This is a genomic window from Streptomyces longisporoflavus, assembly GCF_014649775.1.
GTDB classification, from domain to species: Bacteria; Actinomycetota; Actinomycetes; order Streptomycetales; family Streptomycetaceae; genus Streptomyces; species Streptomyces longisporoflavus.
Map to the genome: position 1 here is coordinate 15,951 of NZ_BMTR01000017.1, position 25,687 is coordinate 41,637.

Annotated in this window: 17 protein-coding genes; 4 read left to right on the plus strand and 13 right to left on the minus strand. The window is 72.1% G+C overall.

Translation table 11 applies throughout. The features are described 5' to 3' along the window. Positions 1-73: 73 nt before the first annotated feature. From IE226_RS30040 to eccD, 8 genes are all read right to left on the minus strand, one after another. A complete protein-coding gene (locus tag IE226_RS30040; RefSeq protein ID WP_190084560.1) occupies positions 74-445 on the minus strand; it encodes a hypothetical protein in 372 nt (123 codons plus the stop codon). 2 nt (positions 446-447) lie between these two features. Continuing rightward, positions 448-903, minus strand: coding sequence for a YbaB/EbfC family nucleoid-associated protein (locus tag IE226_RS30045; protein ID WP_190084682.1), 456 nt, complete (start codon positions 901-903; stop codon positions 448-450). Positions 904-1,021: 118 nt separating this feature from the next. Continuing rightward, positions 1,022-4,747 (minus strand): AAWKG family protein, encoded by a 3,726-nt coding sequence (locus IE226_RS30050; RefSeq protein WP_190084683.1) that lies wholly within the window; start codon positions 4,745-4,747, stop codon positions 1,022-1,024. Positions 4,748-4,946: 199 nt separating this feature from the next. Then, a complete protein-coding gene (locus IE226_RS30055; RefSeq protein ID WP_190084561.1) occupies positions 4,947-5,426 on the minus strand; it encodes a type VII secretion system-associated protein in 480 nt (159 codons plus the stop codon). A gap of 95 nt (positions 5,427-5,521) precedes the next feature. Further along, positions 5,522-5,830 carry a WXG100 family type VII secretion target gene (locus IE226_RS30060; RefSeq protein WP_190084562.1) on the minus strand — a complete coding sequence of 103 codons (309 nt, stop codon included), beginning with the start codon at positions 5,828-5,830 and terminating at the stop codon, positions 5,522-5,524. Between the two features lie 85 nt (positions 5,831-5,915). Further along, a complete protein-coding gene (locus IE226_RS30065) occupies positions 5,916-6,251 on the minus strand; it encodes a hypothetical protein (protein WP_190084563.1) in 336 nt (111 codons plus the stop codon). Between the two features lie 481 nt (positions 6,252-6,732). Then, on the minus strand, positions 6,733-8,259 hold the full coding sequence (eccB, locus tag IE226_RS30070; RefSeq protein ID WP_190084564.1) for a type VII secretion protein EccB: 1,527 nt from the start codon (positions 8,257-8,259) through the stop codon (positions 6,733-6,735). A gap of 106 nt (positions 8,260-8,365) precedes the next feature. Further along, a complete protein-coding gene (gene eccD / locus IE226_RS30075; protein WP_190084565.1) occupies positions 8,366-9,772 on the minus strand; it encodes a type VII secretion integral membrane protein EccD in 1,407 nt (468 codons plus the stop codon). 462 nt (positions 9,773-10,234) lie between these two features. Here eccD and eccCa point away from each other — a divergent pair, with 462 nt between their 5' ends. Continuing rightward, on the plus strand, positions 10,235-14,212 hold the full coding sequence (eccCa, locus tag IE226_RS30080; protein ID WP_190084566.1) for a type VII secretion protein EccCa: 3,978 nt from the start codon (positions 10,235-10,237) through the stop codon (positions 14,210-14,212). Between the two features lie 89 nt (positions 14,213-14,301). Here the strand turns inward: eccCa and IE226_RS30085 are convergent, their stop codons facing one another. The 4 genes from IE226_RS30085 to IE226_RS30100 form a co-directional block, all read right to left on the minus strand. Further along, positions 14,302-15,549, minus strand: a complete 1,248-nt coding sequence (locus IE226_RS30085) for a S8 family serine peptidase (RefSeq protein WP_190084567.1) — start codon at positions 15,547-15,549, stop codon at positions 14,302-14,304. Then, positions 15,546-18,863 carry a right-handed parallel beta-helix repeat-containing protein gene (locus IE226_RS30090; protein WP_190084568.1) on the minus strand — a complete coding sequence of 1,106 codons (3,318 nt, stop codon included), beginning with the start codon at positions 18,861-18,863 and terminating at the stop codon, positions 15,546-15,548. The genes IE226_RS30085 and IE226_RS30090 overlap by 4 nt, the downstream gene beginning before the upstream one ends. 146 nt (positions 18,864-19,009) lie before the next feature. Further along, positions 19,010-20,215, minus strand: a complete 1,206-nt coding sequence (locus IE226_RS30095) for a ricin-type beta-trefoil lectin domain protein (RefSeq protein WP_190084569.1) — start codon at positions 20,213-20,215, stop codon at positions 19,010-19,012. Continuing rightward, a complete protein-coding gene (locus IE226_RS30100) occupies positions 20,212-21,006 on the minus strand; it encodes a type VII secretion system-associated protein (protein WP_190084684.1) in 795 nt (264 codons plus the stop codon). The genes IE226_RS30095 and IE226_RS30100 overlap by 4 nt, the downstream gene beginning before the upstream one ends. Before the next feature lie 544 nt (positions 21,007-21,550). On the opposite strand from IE226_RS30100, the gene IE226_RS30105 reads away from it, so the two are divergent. Together IE226_RS30105 and IE226_RS30110 are read left to right on the plus strand one after the other, a co-directional pair. Then, positions 21,551-22,657 (plus strand): mannose-binding protein, encoded by a 1,107-nt coding sequence (locus IE226_RS30105; protein WP_190084570.1) that lies wholly within the window; start codon positions 21,551-21,553, stop codon positions 22,655-22,657. A gap of 63 nt (positions 22,658-22,720) precedes the next feature. Further along, a complete protein-coding gene (locus IE226_RS30110) occupies positions 22,721-23,662 on the plus strand; it encodes a site-specific integrase (protein ID WP_190084571.1) in 942 nt (313 codons plus the stop codon). Here IE226_RS30110 and IE226_RS30115 read toward each other — a convergent pair. Next, positions 23,659-24,498, minus strand: coding sequence for a formylglycine-generating enzyme family protein (locus tag IE226_RS30115; RefSeq protein ID WP_190084572.1), 840 nt, complete (start codon positions 24,496-24,498; stop codon positions 23,659-23,661). The two genes, IE226_RS30110 and IE226_RS30115, sit on opposite strands and share 4 nt — an antisense overlap. A gap of 365 nt (positions 24,499-24,863) precedes the next feature. On the opposite strand from IE226_RS30115, the gene IE226_RS30120 reads away from it, so the two are divergent. Beyond that, positions 24,864-25,616: a VOC family protein gene (locus IE226_RS30120; RefSeq protein ID WP_190084573.1), complete on the plus strand. Its 753-nt coding sequence runs from the start codon at positions 24,864-24,866 to the stop codon at positions 25,614-25,616. The last annotated feature ends 71 nt before the right edge of the window (positions 25,617-25,687 follow it).

Sequence of the window (25,687 nt, forward strand, 5' to 3'; positions counted from 1 at the left end):
GTCAGCCCTGCGGTGGTGGTCAGCCCTGCGGTGGCGGTCAGCCCTGCGGTGGCGGTCGGCCCTGCGCTGGTGGTCAGCGGCGTCCATGTCCCCCCGAGCCGCCGTCGAGACCGCCCGCTTCGAGGCGGTTGTTGCCCTGCTCGATGTCCTCGATGTTGCGGTCACGGGTGTCCTGCATCATCCGGACCTGGCTGAGCGTGGCATCGGTGATGCTCGTCAGCGCGTCGCGGATGGACAGCATGGTGTCCTTGGTGGTCTGCCGCTCCTTCTGCTCCTGCGGCTTGGCCTTCTCGGCGAACTCACCACTGGTACCGGGCCAACTGACGGTGGGAGCCAGCTCGTCGAGGAACTCCTCGGTCATGCTCCTGGCCAGGGTGCCGATCTCCTCCAGCTGTTCTGCCAGGGCCTCGATACGCTGCGGGTCGACGTAGTACCGCTGTCCCATGGTCAGTTCTCCCCGTCCTCGCCTATCGCGTCCCGCCAGGCAGGGGACGGCTGACTGCCGCGTGTCGTGTCCTCGGCATCCTCGCGGAGCACCTCGGGGCCGAACATCTTCTCCCAGTCCAGCTCGAAGCCCTTCAGCTCGGGCACCTCACTGCTGGGTTCGGTGAAGGGGGCCATCGCCTTCATCACGTGGCGGTTCATCTTCAGGCGCGCGGCACTTGCCGCCTCCAGGACGCTGGCGGCCAGTTCCTGGGGCGACATGTCACGGTACTTGTTCTCCAGGAACTCGATCCCGGTCAGCTCGCCCTGCGGGCCCGCGGTGGCGCGGACCGCGCGGTCGGAGGAGAGCACGGCGAACGACGCCTGCCGCAGCTCGCGTTCGGTGCGCGCGATCGCTTCCTGGGCCGTCCGGAGTTCGGCCATCGCCTTCTCCAGACGCTTCTCCAACGGTTCCATCAGGCCCGCGCCTCCCTTCGCCCCGCTCTTCCCGTACGTCCTGGTCCGCCGTACATCAACTGCGTATCTGATCTTGCCTGGTGAGGGCCCTTTACGAAAGTCGCGGCCGTCCGCAGTGCGGTCATCGCCCGATGACCGCCGGGGTGCCGCCCTCCTCGGTGCCCCACACATCGGCGTCCTCTTCCAGGTAGTCGGCGGAGGTGGTGGACCTGCGGCCCGAGTCCGCTTCTTCCTCGGAGGTGTCGCCGCCGGTGGTGGACACGCGCGATGCCGGTGCCAGGAAGGTGTCGCTGTCCTCCTGGCGATTCCAGGGACTGCGCCCGCGGCGCTTGCGCCGCTCGCTCTCCTCCACGGCGTCGACCAGTACGGCGCGCACCCGCTCGCCGTTGCCCTTCTCGCCTCCCGCGCCCATGCCGCCCATGCCGCCGCCCATCGGCATGCCGGGCGAGCCGGGCGTGCCGGGGGCGCCGGGTGTGCCGGCGCCGCCACCGGACGCGGCCGGGCTGTTCGGGGAGGCCCCGTCGGTCAGCGGGGCGGCTCCGCCCGCGCCGAGACCGTCCAGCGGGGCGGAGCCTCCGAAGAGGCCGGCGCCCCCGCCGACGGAGGCTGCACTGCCACCGCCGGAGCCCGCGCCGCCGCCTCCGCCGTTCAGGTCGGGGAGCGTGATGTTCCGGGTGTCGGAGCCGCCGCCACCAGGGCTGTTCAGGCCGTCGGGGATGTTCAGGCCGTCCGGGATGTCGAGGCTGTTCTTTTTTCCCGGGGAGTTGAGGTCGTGCAGGTCGATCGTCTTGGTGTTGCCCTGCGGGTCGGTGACGGTGGCGATGCCCGTGTCGGGGTCGATGACCTGCTTGCTGCCGTCCGGGTTCGTGGAGGTGAGCATGCCGTTGTCGAGGGAGGTGACGGAGCCGTCCGGGTTGGTCACCTTCGCCCCGTGCGTCAGATCGGTCAGCGTGGTGCTGCCGTCCGGGTTCGTGGAGGCGAGCATCCCGGTGTCCGGGTCGAAGTTGGCCTTGCTGCCGTCCGCGAACGTGGTGGCGAAGTCGCCGTGGTCGAGCGAAGTGTGAGCGCCCGTCGAGGACTCCAGACCGGACTGGCCGCCGTTGATGTCTCCGAGGTTGCCCAAGTCACTGATGGATTGGGTGTCCGGACGGGAGTTGAGGTCTCCCAGGTCTCCCAGGTCTTTCAGGTTGCCCAGATCCCCGACGCCGTCTCCGCCGTTGCCGCCGTTGATGTTGCCCAGGGTGCCGAGGTTCTGGGTGGTGGTGCGGCCGTCCGGGTCGGTGGTGACCGCCTGGCCGGTCGAGGGGTCGACGCTCTGGCGGGTGCCGTCGGGGAAGGTGGTGTTCAGCTTGCCGTCGTCGCCGAGCGAGGTCACCGAGCCGTCGGGGTTGGTGACGTCGGCTCCGTTGCCCAGGTCGGCGGTGGTGGTCGAGCCGTCCGGGTTGGTGGTGGTGAGCGTCCCGGTATCCGGGTCGAAGCTGGTCTTGCTGCCGTCCGGGAAGTCGGTGGCCAGGTCGCCGCCGCCGGTCAGCCGGGTATCGGCACCGGTGGGCGAGTTGAGCACGCTGTCACCGCCGCCGAGACCGCCGTTGAGGTCACCGAGCCCGCCGTTGAGGTCTCCGCCGAGCCCGCCGTTGATGTCGCCGAGGCTGCCCAGGTTGGTCGTGGTGGTGGAGCCGTCGGGGTTGGTGGTGAGGCCCTGGCCGGTCGAGGGGTCGATGCTCTGGACGGTGCCGTCGGGGAAGGTGGTCTTCAGCTTGCCGTCGTCGCCGAGCGAGGTCACCGAGCCGTCCGGGTTCGTCACCTTGGTGCCGTCGCCCAGCTTCTGCGTGGTGGTCGAGCCGTCCGGGTTGGTGGTGGTGAGCGTCCCGGTGTCGGGGTCGAAGCTGGTCTTGCTGCCGTCCGGGAAGCCGGTGGTGACCTTGTCGTCGCCCAACCGGGTGCTGCCGCCGGTCGGAGTCTTGAGAGAGGTGTTCGCGCCGCCGTTGATCCCGCCGAGAGTGCCCAGGTTGTGGGGGACGGGGGGTGCTACCGGGGGCTGCTGGCCCCCGCCGTCGCCGAGGCTGTTCAGGACTCCGTTGTCGCCGAGGCCGTTTCCGCCGCCGGTGCCGCCACCGGGGCCGTTCAGGTCGCCGAGACTGCCCAGGTTCCGGGGAATGGAGAGCTCGGCGGGGAAACGCTGTCCCTCGTTCCCGCCGGGGCCGTTCAGGTCTCCGGTGCCGCCGGGGTTGTTCAGGTCACCCAGGTCGCCCAGGCTCACGGTCGGCGGCTTGTTCGGGCTATCCGGGTTGCCAGTTTTGTCCGGGTTCAGCAGGTCATCGAGGTTGAGCTTGTCGCCGTTGCCCGCGCCGGGACCGTTGAGGTTGCCGAGGCTGTCCTGGAAGGCCTTGCTGTTGGCCTTGGCCGCGGCCTCGGCCTCCTCGCGCGCCTTGTCCGCCTTCGCCTCGTCCTCGGCTCGCTGCGCTTCCGCCTCCGCGCGCAGCTTTTCCGCGTACGCCTTGTCCTCCTCGCGCTGCTTGTTCGCCTCGTCGCGCAGCTCGTCCGCGTACGCCTTGTCCTCCTCGCGCTGCTTGGCCGCGTCGTCGGCCGCCTTCTTCGCGGCCGCGGCGGCTTCCGCCGCCGCCTTGTCGGCCGCGGCCTGTGCGTCCTCCGCCTTCTTCTCGGCGTAGTCCTCCGAAGCCGTGCTGGTGGTCTTCGGCTTGGGGACGTTGTCCGTGAAGTCCTTGCTGAGGTCGATGAAGGCGTTGTTCAGGCGGGCCTGCACCTTGGCCGCTTCCTCGCCCAGGTACTTGTCGACGCCCTGGGACCAGATCTCGACCGCCTTGTCGCCGATCTTCGTCCAGGTGGCGGAGTCGGTGAGGTCGCCGTGCTCGTGCACCTGAGTGAAGTCGCCGTGCGGGGAGTGCGTGTAGGTGGAGTAGTAGGGGCCCGTCGCCTCGATGTCCGTCCTGCTGACGTTGTGCTCGTTCACCCACGTGGCGACGTCGTCCAGGACGTAGCGCAGTACCTGGTGCGGGTCGTAATGCGGGGAGTTGGCCCACTTCAGCCACGCGGCGAGCAGATCCGTCGCGGCGTCCTCCAGTTGCTTGCGGCCCTGAGCGAGCGCGCGGGAGTACACCGTGCCTTCGGTGCTGGTCTCGCCGTCGCCGACCGCGGAGTTGAAGGTCTCGACGTAATTTTCGTAGTTCTCGCGGATCTTGCCGAGCACGCTGCGGAAGACGTCCGCCGCCTCGCCCTTCCAGCTCGCGTCGTCCGCGCCGAAGCGGTCCTCCCACTCCTTCAGGAGCGGCGCTTGGTCCTTGAAGAACTTGGCGGCGTAGTCGAAGGACCTGCCGGTGTCGTCGAAGGACTTCAGGACCACGGCGTCATTGCCCGGCACGTCCAGCTCGCTGAACTTGGTGCCCTCCGTGCCGCCTTCCAGCAGAGCCATCAGCGCCGCCCGCGGCCCGTTCATGTAACGGGCGAGCGGCCGGCTGTCCATCTTATCCTTGTTGTAGTCGGTGAACTCGTTGCCCGACCGGACCTCCGCGTCCTTCACGTTGTCGGCGCCCGCGTTGGCGAAGTCGACCGCGTCGCCGGACTTCACGCGGCCCTCGAAGACGATCCGGGCCTGCTTGACGACCGTCCTGTCGCCCTTGTCGAAGAACCAGATGTCGTAGTCGTCGTCCGGGTTCATCGCGAAGCCGGTGGAGTCCTCGACGGCGTGCTTGATGCTCCTCTCCCGGAAGTCCATCCGGAAGAGTTTGCCGCCCTTGTCGGAGCGGAGCGTGTCGAAGAGCTTGGCGCGCTCCGGCACCGGGAAGCCGGTGATGTGGGTGACCAGGACTGCCCACGTGTCGGCCGGCATCGCTTTGGCGTCGGCGACATATTCGAGGTGCTCGTCGTGCTTGTCGTCGATGCCTTTGTCTTCCGCCACCGGGCGCCCTTTCTGATCTGGTGTCGTCCGTGCCGCCGCACCGCGTCGTCCTCGCGGGGGTGCCCAGCCGGATGTTTCTCACGCGGGCGCGCCGGGCGGCCGTGGCCCGGCTGCTACGCGCGCCACGGACTCAGGAGTCCTCGTCCGAGCCGTCGCTGCCGCCACTGCCCCCGGCGGTGAGCGTGTCGACGTCCTCGAAGCTCTGGAGCAGTGTCTTCGCGTCGATCGCTTCCAAGTTCTTGTCCTTGGTCTTGCCGGCCTCGTCGATCGTGTCGGTGAGCGCTTCCTTCAGCTCCTTGAAGAGCTCGATCTGGTCACCGAGGAGTTTGTCGAGGGCCGTGGCCGCGGTGGTGACGCCCTCGACCAGCTTCGATCCCGAGACCAGGGTGCCCTTGACCATCTTGCCGATACGCAGGAGCTGCTGGTCCTGCTCGAGGTTGTCAGAGGTGACGTGCCCGTCGATGAGGTCGCCGAGCGTGCGCACGCCGGCCTTCGAGCCGTCCTCGCGGTGCGTCTTCGCGCGGTTGTAGACCGCCTGTACTTCGTTGTCGCGGAAGTTCTCCATCTGCTTGAGATCGAAGTGCTTGACGTCGGCTTTCTCACCGGCCATGGACGTACTCCTGTTGCTCGGCGCCGGGCGGGGGCACGGGCCGGTCCGGCGGGCGCCCTGTGCACGGACGCCCGCCGGACCGGTGGGCGGGGGGCCTAGCGGGCCCGCACGCTGCCCCAGTTGTCGGCGCTCTTGCGCTCGTCACGGGAGTGGTTGTCGTGGATGGAGCGGATCAGCTCGCCGTTGTCGCCGAGGAGCCGGGCCATGTTCTTGGTGGCCTGATCCCACTGCGCCTGGACCTCGCGGTACTTCTCCTGGTCCGCACCCTCCCAGGAGCTGACGAGCGGCTTCAGCTCGTCCTCCAGGTTGTTGAGGGTCGTGATGATCAGCTGGGTCTGCTCCATCAGTTCCTCGATGGCTTGCTGGACCTTGGGGTACTGCAGGTCAATGATGCCGTCGGCCATGACGTCTCCTCTCGAAGTCCGGGCGCGGGGCCCGGGAAGCTCACGAAGTCCGGCCGCACCAACGGGGCCGGTACCGCGGTGGGGGTCAGCTCAGTGCTTCGAAGACACCCTGGCTGGTCTTGCTGTTGAGAACCTCGGTCAGGTCCTGGTTCTCCTTCGCCAGACGGTTGGCGGAGGTCACGTTCTCCTGGAGGGCGTCGATCATCGTGCTGATCTGGACGACGACCTTCTGCGCCTCGGTGTTCCAGCTCCGGAAGAGCTTCAGGAGGGCCTGGCCCTCGTCGCCGCCGACGCCCGAACGCGCGGCGATCTCGGCGACGTTGTTCTGCACCTTCTCGACCTGGTCCCGGGCCGACTCCAGGGAGGAGACGCCTCCCAGGCCCTTGGCATAATCCGCTTTCCTTGCGGCGCTGTCCGGCATGACGCGCTCCTTTCGTTCAGGCGCGTTCATCGCACCGTTAGTGCTGAGGCTAGAGAGAACCCAGTGTTCCGCGCAACGCGAGTGGGGAAGATCTGAGCATCGGCCGGCCAGTTGAATTCAGCCGTGTGGCATGGGAGTTGTCCAAAGATTGCAACGGGATGAACACACGCGTCGGACCGTACGGAGCGTAGCGATGCGGTCTTCGGTCGGGCGGCCGGTGAAACGGGCAAAAGACGGGCACGCGAAGTGGCCGAACGGGCAAGGGAATACCCCGTTTCCGGCCCTGTCCGCGAAATTGCCGTCGGCGGCACCGCTCTCGGCATCTGAGCTTCTTCTGAGCTTCGCGCGGAGCTTCTCCTGGACTTCGCGCGCGTATCCCGGCTTCGCGAAGTCTCTTCCGGGCCTCGCGCGCGTATCCACGGCCGTTAAGATACTGCCGCCTTCACCGAATTCACCCCACCTGAGCCGCATTCCGCCCTGCTTATCCCCGCGATCGCGCCTTGTCCGCTCCGCAGTCCGGTGCCGTGACCTTGGGCTTCGCGGCGCCGGACGCGGCGGCCGGGTCGAGGTCCGCGCCGGTGGGGACGGCCGCGAGCAGCGGTGCCGGCACCGAGTCGATGTCCCCCGCCCCGTAGCCGAGCGCCGCCAGTGCGTTCTTGTCCGGGACCCGGTACTTCACGCCGTTCTCCGCGACGAGGTAGGTGGTGCCGCCGTGCGCGGCGCCGCTCGCGTGCAGGGCCCTGACCAGGGCGCCGCGCCCCGGCCGTACGACGGTGGCATCGGTCGGGACGCAGGCCGGGACCAGCGGCCGGTCGGTGCCCTGCGACGCGGCGACCGGGGCGAGCCGGGTCAGCGGGACGAGGACCGAGCGGATCCGGGCGCCGCCGTCGCCGCCGTCGACCTGCGCGCACAGTGCGGTGCCGCGTGCCGCGGACTGCGGGGTCGGCGGCGCGTCCGGCAGTTCCGCGGAGGCGGCCGGGCCGGGGTTCTTGGCCCGGTGCTCGCGCAGCACGGCCGCGCCGACCGTGCGCACCTCGGGCGACTTGCCCTGGTAGGCCTCCTTCTGGGTGGCGGGATCGCCCAGCACCAGGGCGGCGCCGAGCCGGGTCAGCGGCACCGTGCCGTCCTTGCGCAGCAGGTGATAGGTGCTGCCGCCGCCGGGCACGCTGACCTTGAAGACCTGGCCGATCCGGCTTGCCTCGCCCCCGAGTTCGGGGCCCTTCTCGCCGCGGCCCGGCACCTTGGGCGGGCTCAGCGCGGGGCCGGGGGCCAGCGCGTCGAGGAAGGCCGCCGAGACCGGCATGGGCTCCCTGGAGCCGTAACCGAGCGCGTTGCGGGCGTCGGAGGCGCGGTCGAGGGCCAGCCGGCTGCCCCGCCACACCAGGTATTCGGTGCCCTCGGGGCCGCGTACGAGGACCCCGCGGTCGCTGCCGACGTCCCGGGAGTCAAGGGGCGCCCCGGCCACGATGCTGGTGGCCCCCGGTTTGTTCACGCCGGTCTGCGTCACGGCGCCGGAGGTGTCGGGCAGGGCGCCGCCGGCCCCGGTGACGCACATGTGCCAGGCTCCGGAGTCCAGTTGGCCGGGCCCTGGCACGGTGTCGGGCAGGCCGGGGATGCCGACCGGGGAGCCCACCGGGACGTCTTGCAGGGATGCGGTGCGCACGTCCACGGCCGCCAGGTCGGCGCCCCCGACCAGTCGCGCCGAGGCGTAGTTGCGCACCGGGTGCAGCACGCCGTCGGTGTCGGTCCACAGATAGCGGGCGCCGGTGTCGCTGTTGACCACCAGGTGTTTGCCGTCGCGCCAGGCGTCGTTGCCGCCGGGGCGCAGCAGGCCGTAGACGACGGCGCCCGCGCCGATCAGGACGGTCACGAGCACCCCGAAGACCACGCCGCGGGTGGTGCGTCCGAGGGGGCTCTCCGGTGCGTCGGGGTCGGCCGTCAGCAGGCCCGAACTGAGCCTGCCCATCATGAAACTGTGGGCGTGTACCTGGTCTCGTTTGGACTGCACGGCCTCTCCTACGACTCCTTGTCCGTGTCCCGCCGGGCGGGCTGCGTACCTGGTGGGCGGGCTGCGCCCCTGCTAGGGGGACGTGTTGCCCGCGGGGCGGTTGTGCTCAGCCGAACAGGCCGCGCAGCCAGCCGAAGAGCCCGGCCACCCAGCAGCTGAGCGGCAGCAGTGCCACGGCGAAGAGGGTGTGCGCCAGTTCCCCCGCCCGGCCCCAGTACGGCAGCATCCGGCGCCCCGGCACCGTCCAGGCGGCGACGACGAGTGCGGCGGCGGCGGCGAACAGCACCGCGAAGACGACCAGGCGGCCGTTGCCGTCGCTGTCGATCGCCCAGGCGCGCGCGAGGAGCAGCAGTCCCCAGACGCCGGGGACGGCCAGGGTCAGCCGCTGCCCGATGTGGACGAGGCCGCGGCAGTGCAGGAGAAGCAGCAGGCTCAGCGTGAGGGAGGTGAGCACCGCGGGCAGGCCGGGGCGGTGGGCGAGGACCACCAGGGCGGCCGCGGCGATGGTGCCGGTGGCGGCGAACAGCGCGGTGACCCAGCGTCCGGCCAGCTCGGTGCGCTGGGCGACCTCGTCGCCCGCGTACGGGTCGATGCCCTCCTGCAACTGGCCCGCGGTGGAGGGCAGGGCGGGCAGCCGCAGTCCTGCCAGTTTGAAGGCGAAGGGGGCCACCGCCCCGGCGGCGAGCGTGACGAACGCCGCCACCAGCGCCACCGCGGCCGGGGCGCCCAGGCCGCTGTAGCCCATCAGGGCGCCGGCGATCGCGGTCGCCACCGAGACCAGGGCGGTGGCGAGCAGGGCCGGGGCGCCGACCGCGGTGGCGGCGAGGGCGAGGACGGCGCCGCCCGCGCCCGCCGCGCCCGCGGCCAGCAGCCGTGCTCCCGCGACCTGCACCGCGTCCGGGCCGCTCAGCTCGCCGCCGGGCAGCAGCCAGCCGGCCAGGGCCAGGCAGGGCGCGACAAGGAGGCCGAGCGCGGTCGCGGAGAGCCGGTCGCCGACGGCGCGGCTTGCCGATCCCGCGCCGGCGAGGAGCAGCAGCCCGGCCAGGGCCGCGCAGGCGGCCTTGCGGGAGCCCGAATCGCTCACGCCGGGCCAGAGCACCAGCACGAGGGCGGCCGCCACGGTCGCCACCGCGGTGCCCACAAGGAGTCCGCGGGCCGCCCCGGCGTGCCAGGTGTGCAGCTTCCGGCCCGCGGTGTCGGCTATCCCGTCCACCAGGTCGTCGAGCCGCGCCTCGGGCAGCGCCTCGGTGTGCGGGCGCAGGTAGAGCACGTCTCCGTCGGCGAGCCCGGCGCGGGCCAGGGTGGCCTCCTCGTCGAGCGGGGCGTCACCGAGCCGTTGCAGCACCCAGCCCGCGTGATCGAGGCCGGCCTCCTCGGCCTCCTCGCCGACGTAGCGCAGCAGTGTGGGCAGGAGGTCGGCGACCGGCACATCGGCGGGCACGGCCAGATCGACGGACACGCTCGGCGCACGTACGGTCAGGCGGCACAGTTCGGCCACCGCACTGTCGGTCATCAGCTGAACTCTCGTCTTCCGTGGAGGCTTTGCCGGGAGGACTTCCCCGGGGGCGGGGGACGCGCGAATAGTACGGAAGATGCGCGCGGCCGGGAACGTGCTTGCCGGGCAGGAGAATTGTGTCCGCGCGAACGGCGAACAGCTCCCCGCGTGGACAGGGCACGTTCCGTGAATGCAGACTACTGCCTACGCCCACCGGGTCGTGCTGCGGTCCGGACGCATTGTCCGGAAGAGACGGGAGAGGGTTGCCCACTACGGGAGTTGCCTCTCCCCCGTTATCCTCCCGAACCATTCACCCGGCGTTCACCGCGTCAGGCGGCTCACGGAGAATCAGCATGGTGCGGTCTTTCCGACACCGAGCGCCCCGGTATTCGCTGCGGGCCTGAAAGCCAGTAAAAGCGGAGGTTCTGTTCCTTGAGTGTGGTGCTGTTTCGCCGTCCGGCCCGCAGACGCGGACCGGAGATGCCCGAGGGACAATTGACCCTTCAGGAACCGCCGGTCCTCTCCGAGACAGTTCCGGACACCTCGGCCATATGGACCTATTTGCCGATGGCGCTCATGTCGGTGTCGATGATGCTGATGTTCCTGCGCCCCGGCGGCGGCAACGGCGTCTTCATGTATCTGGCGATGGGCGTCATGGCGCTCTCCGCCGGTGCCATGCTCCTGGGTCAGCTCATGCGCCGCTCCAGCGAGCGCAAGCAGCGCCTGAAGGGCGAACGCCGCGACTATCTCCGCTATCTGGCCCAGACCCGCAAACGCGTCCGGGCCACCATCGCCGAACAGCAGCGGGCTCTGGCCTGGCGCCATCCGGAGCCCGCCTCGCTGCGCTCCCTGGCCCGCACCTCGCGGCTGTGGGAACGCCGCCCGGCCGACGAGGACTTCGGCGAGATCCGCCTCGCGGTCGGCGAACAGCAGCTCGCGCTCGCCCTCAACCCGGTCTCCACCCGCCCGGTGGAGGACCTCGAACCGCTTTGCGCGCACGCCCTGCGCCGCTTCATCCGCGCCTACTCCACCATCCCCGGCCAGCCGCTTGGCCTCTACCTGCGCTCCTCGGCCCGGGTCCTGCTCCGCGCCGAGGACGACGACGCCGGGAAGACCGCCGAACAGAGCGCGGGCACCGAAGCCGTACGCGCCCTGGTCCGCGCCATGCTCGGCCAACTCGCGGTGTTCCACGCACCCGAGGAGCTGTGGATCGCCTTCTGCGTCAGCGACGAGCGCCGCCCCGACTGGGAGTGGGCCAAGTGGCTGCCGCACACCCTGCACCCCTACGAGGAGGACGGCGCGGGCCAGGTCCGCCGCATCACCGCCGACCTCACCGAGCTCGACGACCTCCTGGGCGCCGAGTTCGCCGAACGCCCCGGCTTCGACCCCGACGCCCGCCCCGGCCGCGACGAGCCCTACACCGTCGTCGTCCTGGACGGCGTCACCGTCCCCGAAGGCCACCGCTGGGAGGGGCACGGATACCGCAACGCCCTGATCCTGGACGTCTCCGGAGCGCTGCGCTGGCGCCCGGGCCGCAACACGCTGCGGCTGACCGCGGGGCCCGACCAGGTGAGCCTGGTGCGCACCGACCGCAGCCGCAAGGAGCGCTCCGTACCCCTGGGCCGCCCCGACCGGCTCGGCCCGCACGGCGCCGAGTCGCTGGCCCGGCTGCTCACCAGCCGCCGCATCAGCCTGGGCAGCGACATCGCGCAGCCACTGGACTCCGACGTCGAACTGACCACCCTGCTCGGCATCCCCGACCTGCACCGGCACGACCCACAGGCCCTCTTCGCCCGCAACACCGGCGCCGCCCGCCTGCGGGTGCCCATCGCCGTCGGCGTGGACGGCCGCCCGGTGGAACTCGACATCAAGGAGTCCGCACAGGGCGGCATGGGCCCGCACGGCATGCTCATCGGCGCCACCGGCTCCGGCAAGAGCGAACTGCTGCGCACCCTCGTCCTGGGCCTGGCCCTGACCAACTCCTCCGAGACCCTCAACTTCGTCCTGGTCGACTTCAAGGGCGGCGCCACCTTCCTGGGCCTTGAGGAACTGCCCCACACCTCCGCCGTCATCACCAACCTCGCCGACGAGGTCGCCCTGGTGGAACGCATGCAGGACGCCCTGCACGGCGAACTCATGCGCCGCCAGGAACTGCTGCGCTCGGCGGGCAACTACACCTCCGCCCTGGAGTACGAGCGCGCCCGCGCCGGCGGCGCCGACCTCGCCCCGCTGCCCAGCCTGTTCGTGGTGGTCGACGAGTTCAGCGAACTGCTCTCCGCGCACCGGGAGTTCATGGACCTGTTCGTGATGATCGGCCGCCTCGGCCGCTCCCTGGGCGTGCACCTGCTGCTGGCCTCGCAGCGCCTGGACGAGGGCCGCATGCACCAACTGGAGAGCCACCTCTCCTACCGCATCGGTCTGCGCACCTTCTCGGCCATGGAGAGCCGCGGCGTGCTCGGTGTGCCGGACGCCTACCAACTGCCGGCCCAGCCCGGCAGCGGCTTCCTGAAGTCCGGCGTGGAAGCCCTGACCCGCTTCCGCGCCGCCTACTCCTCGGGCACCTACGCGCGCCGCACCGGCGCGGTCGTACAGGCCCGCGTCGCCAGCCAGGTGGTGCCCTGGACCAGCGGCTGGGTGGTGCCGCGCACCTTGGAGGCGGCGCCCGACCCGGAGCCGGAGACCGAGGAGAACGGCCCCGAGGAAACCCTGCTGGACGTGGCCCTGGACCGGCTGCGCGACGCCGGCCCGGCCGCCCACCAGGTGTGGCTGCCCCCGCTCACCGAGCCCGCAGCGCTCGACACCCTGCTGTCCGGCGTCGCCCCCGACGCCGACCGCGGCCTGAGCGCGGACTGCTGGCCCGGCACGGGCAAGCTGCGCGTCCCGGTCGGCCTGGTGGACAAGCCCTTCGAGCAGCGCCGCGACCCGCTGGTCGTGGACCTGTCCGGGGCCGGCGGCCATATCGCCGTCGCGGGCGGCTCGCAGAGCGGCAAATCCACCCTGACCCGCACCCTGATCGGCGCCCTGGCCCTGACCCACACCCCCGCCGAGGTCCAGTTCTACTGCCTGGACTTCGGCGGCGGCGGCCTCTCGCAGCTCGCCGGGCTCCCGCACGTCGGCGGGGTCGCGGCCCGGCTCAACCCGGAGCGGGTCTACCGGGCCGTCGCCGAGGTGATGACGCTGCTCGCCCGCCGCGAGCAGTTCTTCGTCGACCACACCCTGGACTCCATGCAGTCCTACCGGCGGCGCCGGGCCGCCGGGGAGTTCCCCGACGAGCCCTTCGGCGATGTGTTCATGGTGGTCGACGGCTGGTCCACGGTCCGTCAGGACTACGACGACCTGATCCCCAAGTTCAACGAACTCGCCGCCCGCGGCCTCAACTACGGCATCCACCTGCTCATCACCACCACCCGCTGGGTGGAGCTCTCCGCCCAGGTCCGCGATCAGGCCGCCACCCGCCTCGAACTGCGGATGGGTGATCCGATGGACTCCGAGATCGACACCCGCAAGGCCCGCTCGGTGCCGCGCAGCGGCGGCCGCGGCATCACCGCCGACAGCAAGATGCACTTCCTGGCCGGGTTGCCCCGCATCGACGGCAGCGGCTCCCTCGAGGACCTGGGCGACGGCGTCGCCCACCTGGTCGCCGAGGTCTCGCGGCACTGGTCGGGCCCGTCCGCCCCGCAGGTACGGATGCTGCCGCACCGCCTGCCGCTGGCCGAACTCCCGGCGCCCGAGGCCACGGAGGGCGGCGGCATGCGCCTGCCGCTCGGCATCGACCAGGACGCCCTGGAGCCGGTCTGGCACGACTTCAGCCGCACCCCGCACCTGATCGTGGTCGGCGACAGCGAGAGCGGCAAGACCAATCTGCTGCGCCGCGTCACCGCGGGCATCACCGCCCGCTACGCACCCAACGAAGCCAAGATCATCGCGGTGGACTACCGGCGCACCCTGGTGGACACCATCCCCGAGGAGTACCGCATCGGGCACGTGATCTCCCTGGACAACCTCACCGAGACCGTCGACGGGGCGGCCCGCGCGATCAAGACCCGGGTCCCCGGCGCCGACATCGCACCGGCCCGCATGCGCCAGTGCGACTGGTGGACGGGGCCGCGCCTGTTCATCCTGGTCGACGACTACGACATGGTCTCCGGCAACGGCTTCCAGAGTCCCTTCGAGCCCCTCTTCGAGCATCTGGCCATGGGCTTCGAGACGGGCCTGCACCTCATCGTCGCCCGCAGCGCCATGGGCGCGGGACGCGGCCTGAGCGACGCTCTCCTGCGCCGCCTCGACGAGGCCAACAACCCCGCCGTCCTGCTGTCCTGCCCGCCCACCGAGGGCCGCCTGTTCGGCAACGCGAAACCCCGCAACCTTCCGCCGGGCCGTGCCCTGCACATCGCCCGCCGCAAGGAGCGCCTGATGCAGACGGCGCTGGTGGAGGGGGCTTCGGGCCAGAGCAGCTGAGTGCGACGGAAAGCGGGGGCCACCTCTTGGGTGGCCCCCGCTTTCCGTCTCCCCCAGTCCGTCGCTCAGACCGTCGCTCGGTCCTGCGCTCAGTCCCTGGCCGGTCCGTCCGCTCCCGCCGGGCGCCAGCCCCTTCCGCGTGCCCGCGGCAGCGCGAACGCGCCCCAGAGGACGGCGAGTACGGCGGCGGTGCCCAGCAGTACGAAGAGGGTGGCACGGTCGGACGCGCGGTCCGCCGCGGAGGTGTCGCGCACGGCCACGGCGTCCGTGGCGCGCTCGGCGCCGCCGGGGGCACCGGAGTCGCCGAGGACCGTGGTGACGGCGGCATACGCATCCAGTTGCGGGATGTCCCCGGGGTAGGCGGTGGCGGTCAGGCGGCGCGCGACGGCGTCGGGCTTCTCGCCGGGGTGGGCGGCGCGTACCACCGCGGCGGCTCCGGCGGCCTGGGCGGCGGCCACCGAGGCTCCGGCGCCCAGATAGTGCCCGTCGCCGCGCGGACCGCCGGAGACCACTCCGGCGCCGGGCGCGGCCAGGTCGATGCCGTCGGTGGGCAGGGCGCCGTCCGGGCGGACGCCGGCGGGGAGCATGTCGGCCACCGAGAGGACGCCGGGTTCACCGGCCGGCCAGTAGGTGCGCGATGGCACCTCCTCGGTGCCGCGCCCGGCCGCGTCCGGGGTGGCCGCGGCGATCACCACGGCGCCCGCACGCCGGGCGTCGGCGACGGCGCGGGTCAGCTCCTTGTCACGGCGCGGCAGGGCCACCGCGACGGCGATGACTCCGGCGCGCGCCTCGGTCGCCTCGCGCACCGCCTGTACGACCAGATCGGCGTCGGCCTGCCCGCGCGGGCCGGTGCCGCGCAGGGCCAGGATCTTCGCGCCGGGCGCGACCCCGGCCAGGCGCGGGCTGCCCCCGCCGTCCCCGGCGACGAGCCCGGCCAGGAACGTGCCGTGCCCCACGCAGTCGTCACCGGCCGCGCCCGCGGCGGTGACCCGGCCCTTGAGCCCGGCGGCGTCCGGCGCGACACCGGTGCCGATCAGGGCGACGGTCACGCCCTTGCCGGTGCCGTACGTGTGCAGCCGGTCCAGATCCAGGCGCTGGCGCGACCAGTCCTGCTTCCCGGCCTTCTCGCGCGAGGCGGGGGTGCAGGGGGCGTCCCCGGCGTCCGGGTCGAGCGCGACGGGCATGCCGGGCAGCTCCTGGCCCTTCTTCCCGCCGTCGGCCGGCGGGGGCGCGAAGGGCGCCGCCGTGGCGGCCGGGGCAGACACAGTCAGGAGCAGTACGGCGGCGAGTCCGGCGCCGGTCAGCAGGCGGGCGCCGTGGCGGGCGGGCGGCTTCATCGGGGGGCCGCCTTCGGTGCCGCGGACGTGACATCCTCGGGGAGCAGGATGCGCAGGTCGTCCAGGGTCGGCGCGGCCAGTGAACTGAGCCGTCCCGCCTGGCGGGTGACCATCGACTCGACCACCTGGCGGGCCAGGCGTGCGTTGCCGAAGGAACGGTCGCGCGGCAGCGATTCGAAGTACTCCCGCAGCAACGGGCCGGTGCCGGGACCGCACTCGTAGCCCATGGCCGATGCCTGCGCGCGCACGATGGTGACCAGCTCCTCGGAGGAGTAATCGGTGAAACCGATCCGGCGCGGGAAGCGCGAGGAGAGACCGGGGTTGGAGGCGAGGAAGCGCTCCATCTCGTCGGTGTAGCCGGCGACGATGACCACCACCTCGTCGCGGTGGTCCTCCATCAGCTTCAGCAGCGTGTCCACCGCCTCCTGGCCGAAGTCGGCGCCGCCGCCGGCCGGGGTGAGGGTGTAGGCCTCGTCGATGAACAGCACACCGCCGCGGGCCCGTTCGAAGACCTCGCGGGTGAGCTGGGCGGTGTGGCCGATGTAGCGGCCGACCAGATCGGCGCGGGCCGCCTCGATCAGCTGGCCCCGGTCCAGGATGCCCAGCTGGGTCAGGATCTCCCCGTAGAGGCGGGCGACGGTGGTCTTGCCGGTGCCCGGCGGGCCCGTGAAGACCAGGTGGTTGCTGAGCGAGGGCACCGGAAGTCCGGCGGCGGCCCGGTGGCGGGCGGTGGTGATGAGGTTGACCAGGTTCGCGACCTCGCGCTTCACCTCGGCCAGGCCCACCATGTCGCCCAGGCGGGTCAGCGGGTCGTCGGCCGGGGCCGCGCTCTGCTCGCCCTTGGCCGCCGCGGCGACGGACACGTCCTCGGGCAGCAGCTGGCGCAGGTCGCTCTCGCTGACCTGCGCGAGGGTAGCGAGCCGTACCGCCTGTCTGTCCACCATCTCCTCGAACACCCCGCGCGCGGCACGCCCGTTGCCGAACCCTGCGTCGCGCGGCATCGCCTCGAAGTGTGCGGCCAGCGCGTCCGCGGTGCCCTCGCCCAGCTCGTACTGGTGCTGGGCACACATGTTTTCCATGATCGCGACCAGTTCGGGCACCGAGTAGTTCTCGAACTCGACGGTCCGCGAGAAGCGCGAGGCCAGGCCCGGGTTGGAGCCCAGGAAGGAATCCATCTCGCGGGAGTAGCCCGCCGCGACCACGACCACGTCGTCGCGGTGGTCCTCCATCAGCTTCAGCAGCGTGTCCACGGCCTCGCGGCCGAAGTCGGCGCCGCCGTTGCCGCTGTCCGCGGTCAGCGTGTACGCCTCGTCGACGAACAGCACACCGCCGAGGGCACGCTGGAAGGTCTCGGTGGTCTTGATGGCGGTGCCGCCGACGACCTGCGCGACCAGATCGGCCCGCGAGACCTCCACCAGGTGCCCGCTGCGCAGCGAACCCAGCTCGGCCAGGATCGCCCCGTACAGGCGGGCGACGGTGGTCTTGCCGGTGCCGGGCGGCCCCGCGAAGATCAGGTGCCGGCTCATCGGCGGCGCCGACATGCCCAGTTGCTCGCGGCGCTGGGCGAGCTGGGTCAGGTTGACCAGGGTGCCCACCTGCTGCTTGACGTTCTCCAGGCCGATCAGCGCGTTCAGGGCGCCCAGCGGACCGTCCTCGCGGTCCGGCGGCGGCGCGTCCCCGGAGCCCGACCCCGCCGGATCGGTGTTCTCCGCGCTGCCGCTCCCCCACGCGTCCCGCTTGCCGTTGCCGACGCTGCTCAGGCCCTCCACGGCGAGCCGTTCACCGGGCGCGGTCTGCACCAGACCGCCGCCCGCGTTCTCCCGGGCCAGGCAGTTCACCAGGGACACCGGCGCGGTGGACTCCACCCGGAAGCCGTCCTGCTCACCGCCGGAGACCTCACAGCCGCTGAGCGAGGCAAGCGCACCCTCACGGAGCAAGAACCCGTGGCCCTTCGATGCGTGCACCGTGGTGCGGTTGGCGGTCAGCTCACCGCCCGCGGCCACCACCACACCCTCCTCGCCGGATATCTCCACACGGAAATCCCGGACGGTGACGTTGCCGCCGTCCTCCACGACAAGTCCGCCGCCGGCCGCGTCCGATACACCGCCACCGGCCAGGTAGAGCGTGCTGCCGGACGCCACCCGCAGGCCCGCGGCCTTGGGCCGTACGATCTCGCAGTCCTCGGCGCGCCCACGGGCGTCCTTGGTGGCCGCGATACCGTCACCGGCGGGCTCCACCAGGCGAGCCCGGCGCAGCAGCGGGTTGGCGCCGCCGCGCACCGCGACCGCGGGCGAACCGCCGATCACCTCGATACGGTCCAACTCGGCGGCCGAGTCCTCCTCAAGGAGCAGCGCCGTACCCTCGCAGTCGCGGACCGTCAGACCGGTCAGCGCCGGTGACGCGCCCCCGGCGACCCGCAGCGCCGCGCCCTGCGCGCCGTCCACCCAGCAGTCCTCGAAGGTGCCGCGCGCCCGGTCGGTGACGAGCACCCCGTGGCCGCGCGTGCGCGAGACCCGGCAGCGGCGAAGAATCGGGTCGCTGCCCCCGGCAAGCGCGATGCCGTTGCCGGACGCACCGGTGACACGGACGTCCTCCAGGGTCGTACGGCCCGCGCTGCTCACGTGCACACCGGTACTGGTGTCGTGCACCACGGTGCGCACCACCGTCAGCGCGGAGTTCTCCTCCAGGGCGATGGAGGGCTTGTCGGTGGAGGAGAAATCGCAGTCCTCGACGGTGCCGCGGGCCTCGCCGTTGGCGAGCAGGCCGTTGCCGCGGGCGCCGCGCACCGTGCAGCCGCGCACCCGCGCGTCGCCCTCCTCCGCGACGACCAGGCCACTGGTGCCCAGGTGTTCGAAGTTGCAGGACTCCACGGTGGTGGGCGTCGTCGAGGTGACCACGATGCCCGCACCCTGCGGGTTGCTCACCCGGCACTCCCGCAGCGCCAGGGAGCCGGTGCCCCCGGCCAGCATCGCCGTCCAGGCCGCGCCGACGATCTCGCAGCCGTCGAGCGCGGCCTGCCCGCGCCGTACGTCCACGGCCGGCAGCTCGGCGTCCCCGCCGCGCAGCGTCAGCTCGGAGAGCATCACGGCGTCGGCGCGCAGCGCGAGCACACTGCCCGAGCGCGGCCGGATCTCCACGGTGCCCCGCCCTTCGGCGGCGGTGAGGGTGACCCGGGTGTGAATCACGAGGTTCTCCGCGTACGTACCGGGCCGGACGCTGATGAGAGCGCCGATCCGGGCGGCAGCGAGTGCCTCACCGATCGTCCGGTAGCGGTCCTGGCTCCCCGGACCGACCGTCAGTACCTGGCGCGACACGCACCAACCTCCTTGCCCAAGCGGCCTCTGCAGCGGGGCGCCCCCTCGTCGGGGGCGCCTGTCGGCGAGCCGACGGTGTCATCATGCCCCGCCCTCGACGACGGGCGGGCGCCGGGAGCGATGTGCTCCCGCTCCGGGGCGTCCGGTCAGACGCTCCACTTCTGGTTGTCCCTGCCCGTGCAGCCCCACAACTCCAGAGGAGCGCGGTTGTTGCGGTTGCTGCCGTTGATGTCGACACACTTGCCGACCACGGTATTGACCAGGTCGTGGCTGGCGTTCAGCGCGAACTTCTGGGCGTCGGCGCCGTTGCACCAGGCGATCTGGATGGCCGTGCGGTCGTTGAAGTTCGCGTTGGCGACGTCCAGGCACTTGCCCTGGATGCGGATGGTGCCGTCGGAGGCGAACCGGAACTTCTGCGCCGGGGCGCCGTTGCAGTCCCACATGTGCAGCTGCTTGCCGTCGCTGAAGTCGCTTCCCGGTACGTCGATGCAGCGGCCCGAGAGGTGACTGCGGAAGGAGACGGGGGCACTGAGCGTCACGGCGGGGCCGGCCTTCGCGGGCTGGTCCTTCTTGCCGTCGGACTTCTTCCCGCCGGTCTGCTTCCGCTGCTCGCTCTTCTCGCCGTCGTCCTTCTTTCCGTCGTCCTTCTCGCCCTCGTCCTTCGTCGGGGCGGGCGCGGCGGGCTCCTTCGCCGGCTTCTTCGGCTTCTCGGACTTGTCCGACTTGTTTGCGTGCTTCTCGTCGTCCTTGGAGCCGGCGTCTGGCACGGTCTGCGCGAACTCGCCCGGTGCTTCCTGCCCGTCGCCGCCGAGGACGGTGCCCGCCGACGCCGACGTCTTGCGGTCCTTGTCGTCGTCCCCGCCGAGCGTCAGCAACGGCACCGACACGAGCAGCGCCCCGGCGACCGCGGCCCCGGCGAGCACCGCCCTGCCGGGCCGCCCCACCGGGCCTGTGCGCTGCTGCGGCTTGCCGATCGCGGTCGCGGACACGGTGCGTACGAGCGCGGGCAGACGGCTCTTGGCCGCGGTCGCGGCGCCGGGGTCGGCCTCGGGCCCCGTACCGGACGCGGCGCCGCTCTCGGCGGACTTGGCGGTCTCGGGGGCGGGTTCCTCGGACTTGGCCGTCTCGGCTGCGGGCTCCTCGGACTTCGCGGCCTCGGCTGCGGCTTCGGGCTCGGCCTCCGGGTCCGCCTTCGTCTCCGGCTCCGGCCCCGACTCCGGCTGCGCGGGCCCGGTTTTCGGCTCCGGCTCGGCGGCGGTGGCGACCGCCGGCTCGGGCTCGGGGGCCCGCGCCTCGGGGCGCTGGGGCTCGGAGGGACGGGGCTCGGGGCGCTGCTGGGCCGAACTCGTCACGAGGTCCTCCCTGTGGTGTGGGGTGGGGTTGCGGAGGAGTCCGCGGTGTCCGCTGCGGGCGTCTCCCCGGCCCCCGGCCCGCTGACGGGGCCGAGGAGACTGTCCGCGGGTACGAGCAAGGGGGCGGCGGCCCCGGCATTGACCGACAGCCAAGTGCCCGAACCGCTCAGGGAACGGGCCAGCTCCCGCGCCGGGAGCATGTCATGCACAAGTGCCGCGGACATGAACTCATGTGCCGGTGAGGTGAACGACAGGACCACCGGGGCCCCGTCCCGTCCGGCCGCCGTGAGCGGCCCGCCGTCCGGTCCGCGTACCACCGTGATCTCGGCCGCGGCCAGCGCCGCGAGCGCCTCCTCCACCGAGCCGTAGCCCGTCGCGGCCCGCTGCGCCGCCGCGTCCACCGGGTCGGTGGGCTCAGGCCAGCCGAGCACTGCGGCCGAGGGACGGTACGCGGGGTTGGCGCGGTAGTCGCCCACGCCGCCGCTGTCGTCGGACTGCCACTCGCCGAGCAGCGCCCACTCCGGCGGCGTGCCTTCGTCGGTCCACGCCGGGTCGACCACGCCGATCCAGTGTCCCGGCGCCCGGCGGGCAGCGGCGCGCACGGCCTCGGGTATCTCGGGTATCTGCGGCGGCTCGGGTATCTCCGGTGGCTCCGGTGTGGCGGCGGCTTCGGGTGTTCCGGGAGCCCGGTCGCCGGGTGACGCGGGAGCGGGGGCGGTCGGGCCGGGGCCGTCGGACGTCACGGGCCGGACGGCGTCACGCCTGCCCTCTTGCCGTTCTCCGGGCCGCATCTTCACCTGAACTCTTCGGTCCGTACGCATCGTTGGGGCGCCGGACAACAGGCGCGCACGCCGACACTGATCACGTCCGGGAGTCAACAGGATGCCACACGCGCCACTTCCGTTGGGTGCCGGGCAAGATCCGTTTCGGGCTCAGACGTGCCCGTTTTACGCCCGAGTCGGGAACTTTTCGGGAGCAGTGAGGCGTGGGGGGACAAAGCGATGGGACTGTTGTGGTGGGAGAGGCGGCCGTGGGCCTTGTGACGGGCTAAGTTGGGGCACGCTGTCGGCCCCGCCGACGTGCAGTGCGTTCCGGCGTGACGCCCAGGTCAGGCCGGGGCCGTACGGGAAGACCTCGCAGCCCGGAATGCGTCGGACCGGCCTGCGGCCGCCACCCGCGACCCACCACGCGGCGACCGGCATCACGCACCGGGCCGAACCGGCTCGCTTCGACGCGTCTTCCGCCCAACACCCGCGCGGTGACCGGCGCTCGACCGGCCGGCCGCCGAGCGGACCCGTGCTCACCCCGACAGCTCCGCCCCCCGAGGAGTACCGCATGTCCCCCCAGCACCGCACCCCCGGCGCGAACGCGGAGACGGCCGCCACCCCCGCAGAGGAATCCGGCACGGAGGAATCCGGCAAGCCGGCCGAGTCCTCCGCCCCGGACTCTCCGAACGCGCCGGAAGCCGCTGAAGCCCCGGGCTCTCCGAACGCCCCGGAAGCACCTGAAGCCCCGACCGCCCCGAACGCCCCGGACGAACAGACCAAGCCCTCCACGCCGGAGGCGACCGCTGCCCCCGTCGCCCCGGAAGCGAAAGCCGCAACCTCCGGGCCGGAGACCAAAACCACCGCCCCCGCCGGCAAGACCACGGCGGCCCGGGCCACGCCCGACGCAAACACCGAGACGCCCGGCGCAAGAGTCGCCGTGGCGGCGGCCGTCGGCACCACGCCCCCCGGCGTCAAGTCCGCCACCGGCGTCGACCGGGGACGCCCCCGCAAGCCCGTCCTGGCCGGCGCCGCCATCGCCGGCGCCGCCCTGATCGCGATACCCCTGCTGCTGGTCGGCAGCGCCAGGGACGACGGGCCCCCGGACAACGACAAGGAGCTGTCCGCGGGAGACACCGTCCTGAACCCGAATTCGGGCCCCGCGGCCCTCGACGACTACAAGGCCAAGAAGCCCAGTTCGTCCCCGTCCGAGAAGAAGCCGAAGAAGCCGAAGAAGACCGAGACCCCCAAGGCTCTGCCCAAGGCCGCCGCGCCCGACCCGCAACCGAGCCCGCGCAAAACGTCCGAGAAGAAGCCCGAGGCCAAGCCCAAGCCCAAGGCCGCCCCGAAGCCGAACTGGGGCACCGAGACCGTGTCGGCGCCCAGCGTCCTGGAGGTCAAACAGGCCTGGACCACCAACCGCATCCGCATGGTCATGCAGACCGACGGCAATCTCGTCGTCTACAACGAGAAGGGCAAGCCCCTCTGGGCGTCCATGACCTTCGGCGAAAACCACCGGGCGATCTTCCAGCCGGACGGCAACCTCGTCATCCACAACGGCGCCGACCGCCCCATCTGGGCGTCCAAGAGCCATGGCCACGAGGGCGCCCAGCTGATCCTGCGGGCCGACGCCAAGGTGGTCATCGTGCACAACGGCCGGGTCATCTGGTCGACCTGACACCGGACCGCGCGACGGCCGCCGGCGCAGGTCTCCTCCCCCGTACGGGCGGCAGGCCGGAGCATGGGCGAGAATCAGGGAGTGCCGGAGTACAGCTCGATCACCGCACTGGACAAGCTCCTCGCCGAACTGGCTGTCGGCGCGGCCCGCCGCCGACAGCTCGGCATGGTCCGCGGCGAACTGCTGCGGGCCCTGTCACGCGACGCGCTGCCCGTCGGCGCCCGGCGCTCCCTGCACCGCCTCCTCGAACGCGACGCCATCAGCCCCTACCTCCGTATCGCGGAGTCCGGAGCCCTGCGCGCCCGGCTGGTCAAGGGCGCGCGGCCACCCACCTCCGAGCCGACCAACGAGATCCGCAGGCAGTGCGTCGACGTGTTGCGCGAGGCGATCGGCCTGCCGCCGCTGCGTCTGGCAGGCGGGGCGCCGGCGCTGCAGCCCACACCGGAGTTCGGCGACCTGGCAGCACTGCGCAACCAACTCGACCGGGACCTCGGCTCGGGCTATCTGTCGCCGGGCCGGACCCGCCTCACCGCGGTACTCGCCCTCATCCTCGACGCCGCCCCGCGCTCCGGCGAACTGGTCGCCCTGCGCCTGGCCCACCTCACCGCCGACAACCGCGCCGTATACATCGAACGCCACCCGCAACACGGCAGCAGCGAACCGACGCGGGGCGACTGGTTCGCGCTCTCACCGCTGGGCCGGGCCGCCCTTGAGCGGTGGCTGCCCGTGCGCCGGGAACTGGTCGAACAGGCCCACGGCACCAGCAAATTGTGGGTGAGCCTGCGCCCCAACCACTCCGGAGTGCTGGACGAGGAAGGCGGGGCCACGCTCCGCCCGGCCGGACTCCCCCTCGAAGAGAACGGCCTGATCACCAGTTACCGCCGCGGCCGCGCCCAGTACGACCTCAGCGCCCTGCTCCCGCCGAAGCCGGAACAACTGCGCCGCGCCGTCGTCGCCGAGACATCGCGCCCCGTGCTCGCGCGGGCCGTTCGCCGGCGCGGCTAGGCATCCGCCGCGCACCGGAACCCGCAGTTGCCGCTGCTCGAATCCGGAGTGTTGGAGGTCCGCGCCGCCACCCGGTAGCGGTTGCAGTACGAGTCGTGGCACATGTACGAGCCGCCCCGCATCACCCGCGCCCCGCCCTCGCCGGGCCCGCGCGGGTCCGTCGCGGGAGCCGCGTCGTGCACAGCCGTGAAACGGTCGCCGACCCACTCCCACACATTGCCCACCATGTTGAAAAGCCCGTAGGCGTTGGGGCGGTAGGCATCCACCGGCGCCGTGCCCGGGTGACCGTCCTCCGCGGTGTTCACGGCCGGGAACCTGCCCTGCCAGATGTTGCACCGCCACCGGCCGCGCGGCGTCAGTTCGTCACCCCAGGGGTAGCGCGCCTGGTCGAGGCCGCCGCGTGCGGCGAACTCCCACTCCGCCTCGGTGGGCAGCCGCTTGCCCGCCCAGGCGGCGTAGGCGCCGGCGTCGTCCCAGCTCACATGTGTCACGGGGTGCCGCGCCCGGTCCCCGATCCCGGAACCCGGCCCCTCGGGCGCCCGCCAGGTGGCCCCCTGCACCCCGCGCCACCAGGGTGTCCCGCCGGGCGCGGGTGCCGTGCGTACCTGCTCGGGCCGCAGAAAGCCCGCGAAGACGTACGACCATCCGAACCGCTCGGCGGCGGTCACGAATCCCGTCTCCTTCACGAAGGCGGCGAACTGGGCGTTGGTGACCGCGTGTTCGTCGATGCGGAACGCGGAGAGGGTCACCTCGCGCACGGGCCCCTCCCCGTCGCTGGGGTTGGCACACTCGTCCTCGTTGCCCATCCGGAAGGTCCCGCCGGGCAGCGTCACCATGCCCCGGCCGGAGGCACGACGGGCCGCGGGAACAGGAACGGAGGCGGAGGCTGGAGGCGGTGAGGCCGGCCGGGAGCCGTCCGCGCTCCGGCTCGCCGCGCAGCACGCCGACACCGCCCCTGCGCCGGTCGCCCCTGCGCCGGTCGCCTCCGCGCCGGCCGACGCGGAAATGTCATGCGCAGTCAATGGTCTTCACCTCGTCCGTACCCACACAGCTGATCCGGTTCCGCCCCGCGCGAGGGGCCGTTGTCGATCCTGGCATGTACGCCCCGGCCGCGGACCTCGTGGGCTGCCGGTGAGGGAGTTGATCTCTGTTTGGTGACGGGAGCTGCGGATGCCGTATCAGGGTGCATAGGGTCGCGGGCATGGCGCTGCGACCGGTGAACGTGAACATGAAGGCTCTCGACGACTCGTTGGTCGGTCAGTTCTGGGCGCACGCGCTCGGCTGGGGTGTCTCCAGCGAGGGGCCCGGCGTGACCAACGTCGAACCGGGCGGCGACTTCGTCTGGCCGGACGCGGCCGCCCTCTGCGTCGACGTCGTCGCCACCCCCGACAGCAAGACACCGGCGAAGAACCGTGCGCACATCGATCTCGCCACCACCTCCGCCGAGCACCAGGCCGAGCTGATCGCACGCCTGAGGGAACACGGCGCGACGCCCGTCGACATCGGCCAGGGCGACGTGCCCTGGACGGTCCTCGCCGACCCGGAAGGCAACGAGTTCTGTGTCCTCGAGCCCCGGGAGATCTACCGGGACACCGGGCCGATCGCCGCGGTGGTGATCGACTGCGTGGACCCGCGCGCCATGGCCCGATTCTGGGACGAGGCGACGGACTGGACCCTGCACGAGGTGACCGAGCAGCACGCGCGGCTGCGCTCCGCCGAGGGCGTCGGCCCGTACATCGAGTTCCTGCGCACGCCCGACGCCAAGACCGTGCCGGACCGCGTGCACATCGACCTGTTGCCGTACATCGGTGACGACCACGTGGCGGAGGTGGCGCGGCTGCGCGACCTCGGCGCCGAGCACCTCGACCTCGGCCAGGGCGACGTCCCGTGGAAGTGTCTGAGCGACCCGGAGGGGCACGAGTTCTGCGTCCTCGCTCCGCGCGGCGCATCCTGACGCACGGCCCCGGGAACACTCCGCGGGGCCCGGACAGGCAACGGACGCAACCGGCCCGGTGAGGCCCGGCC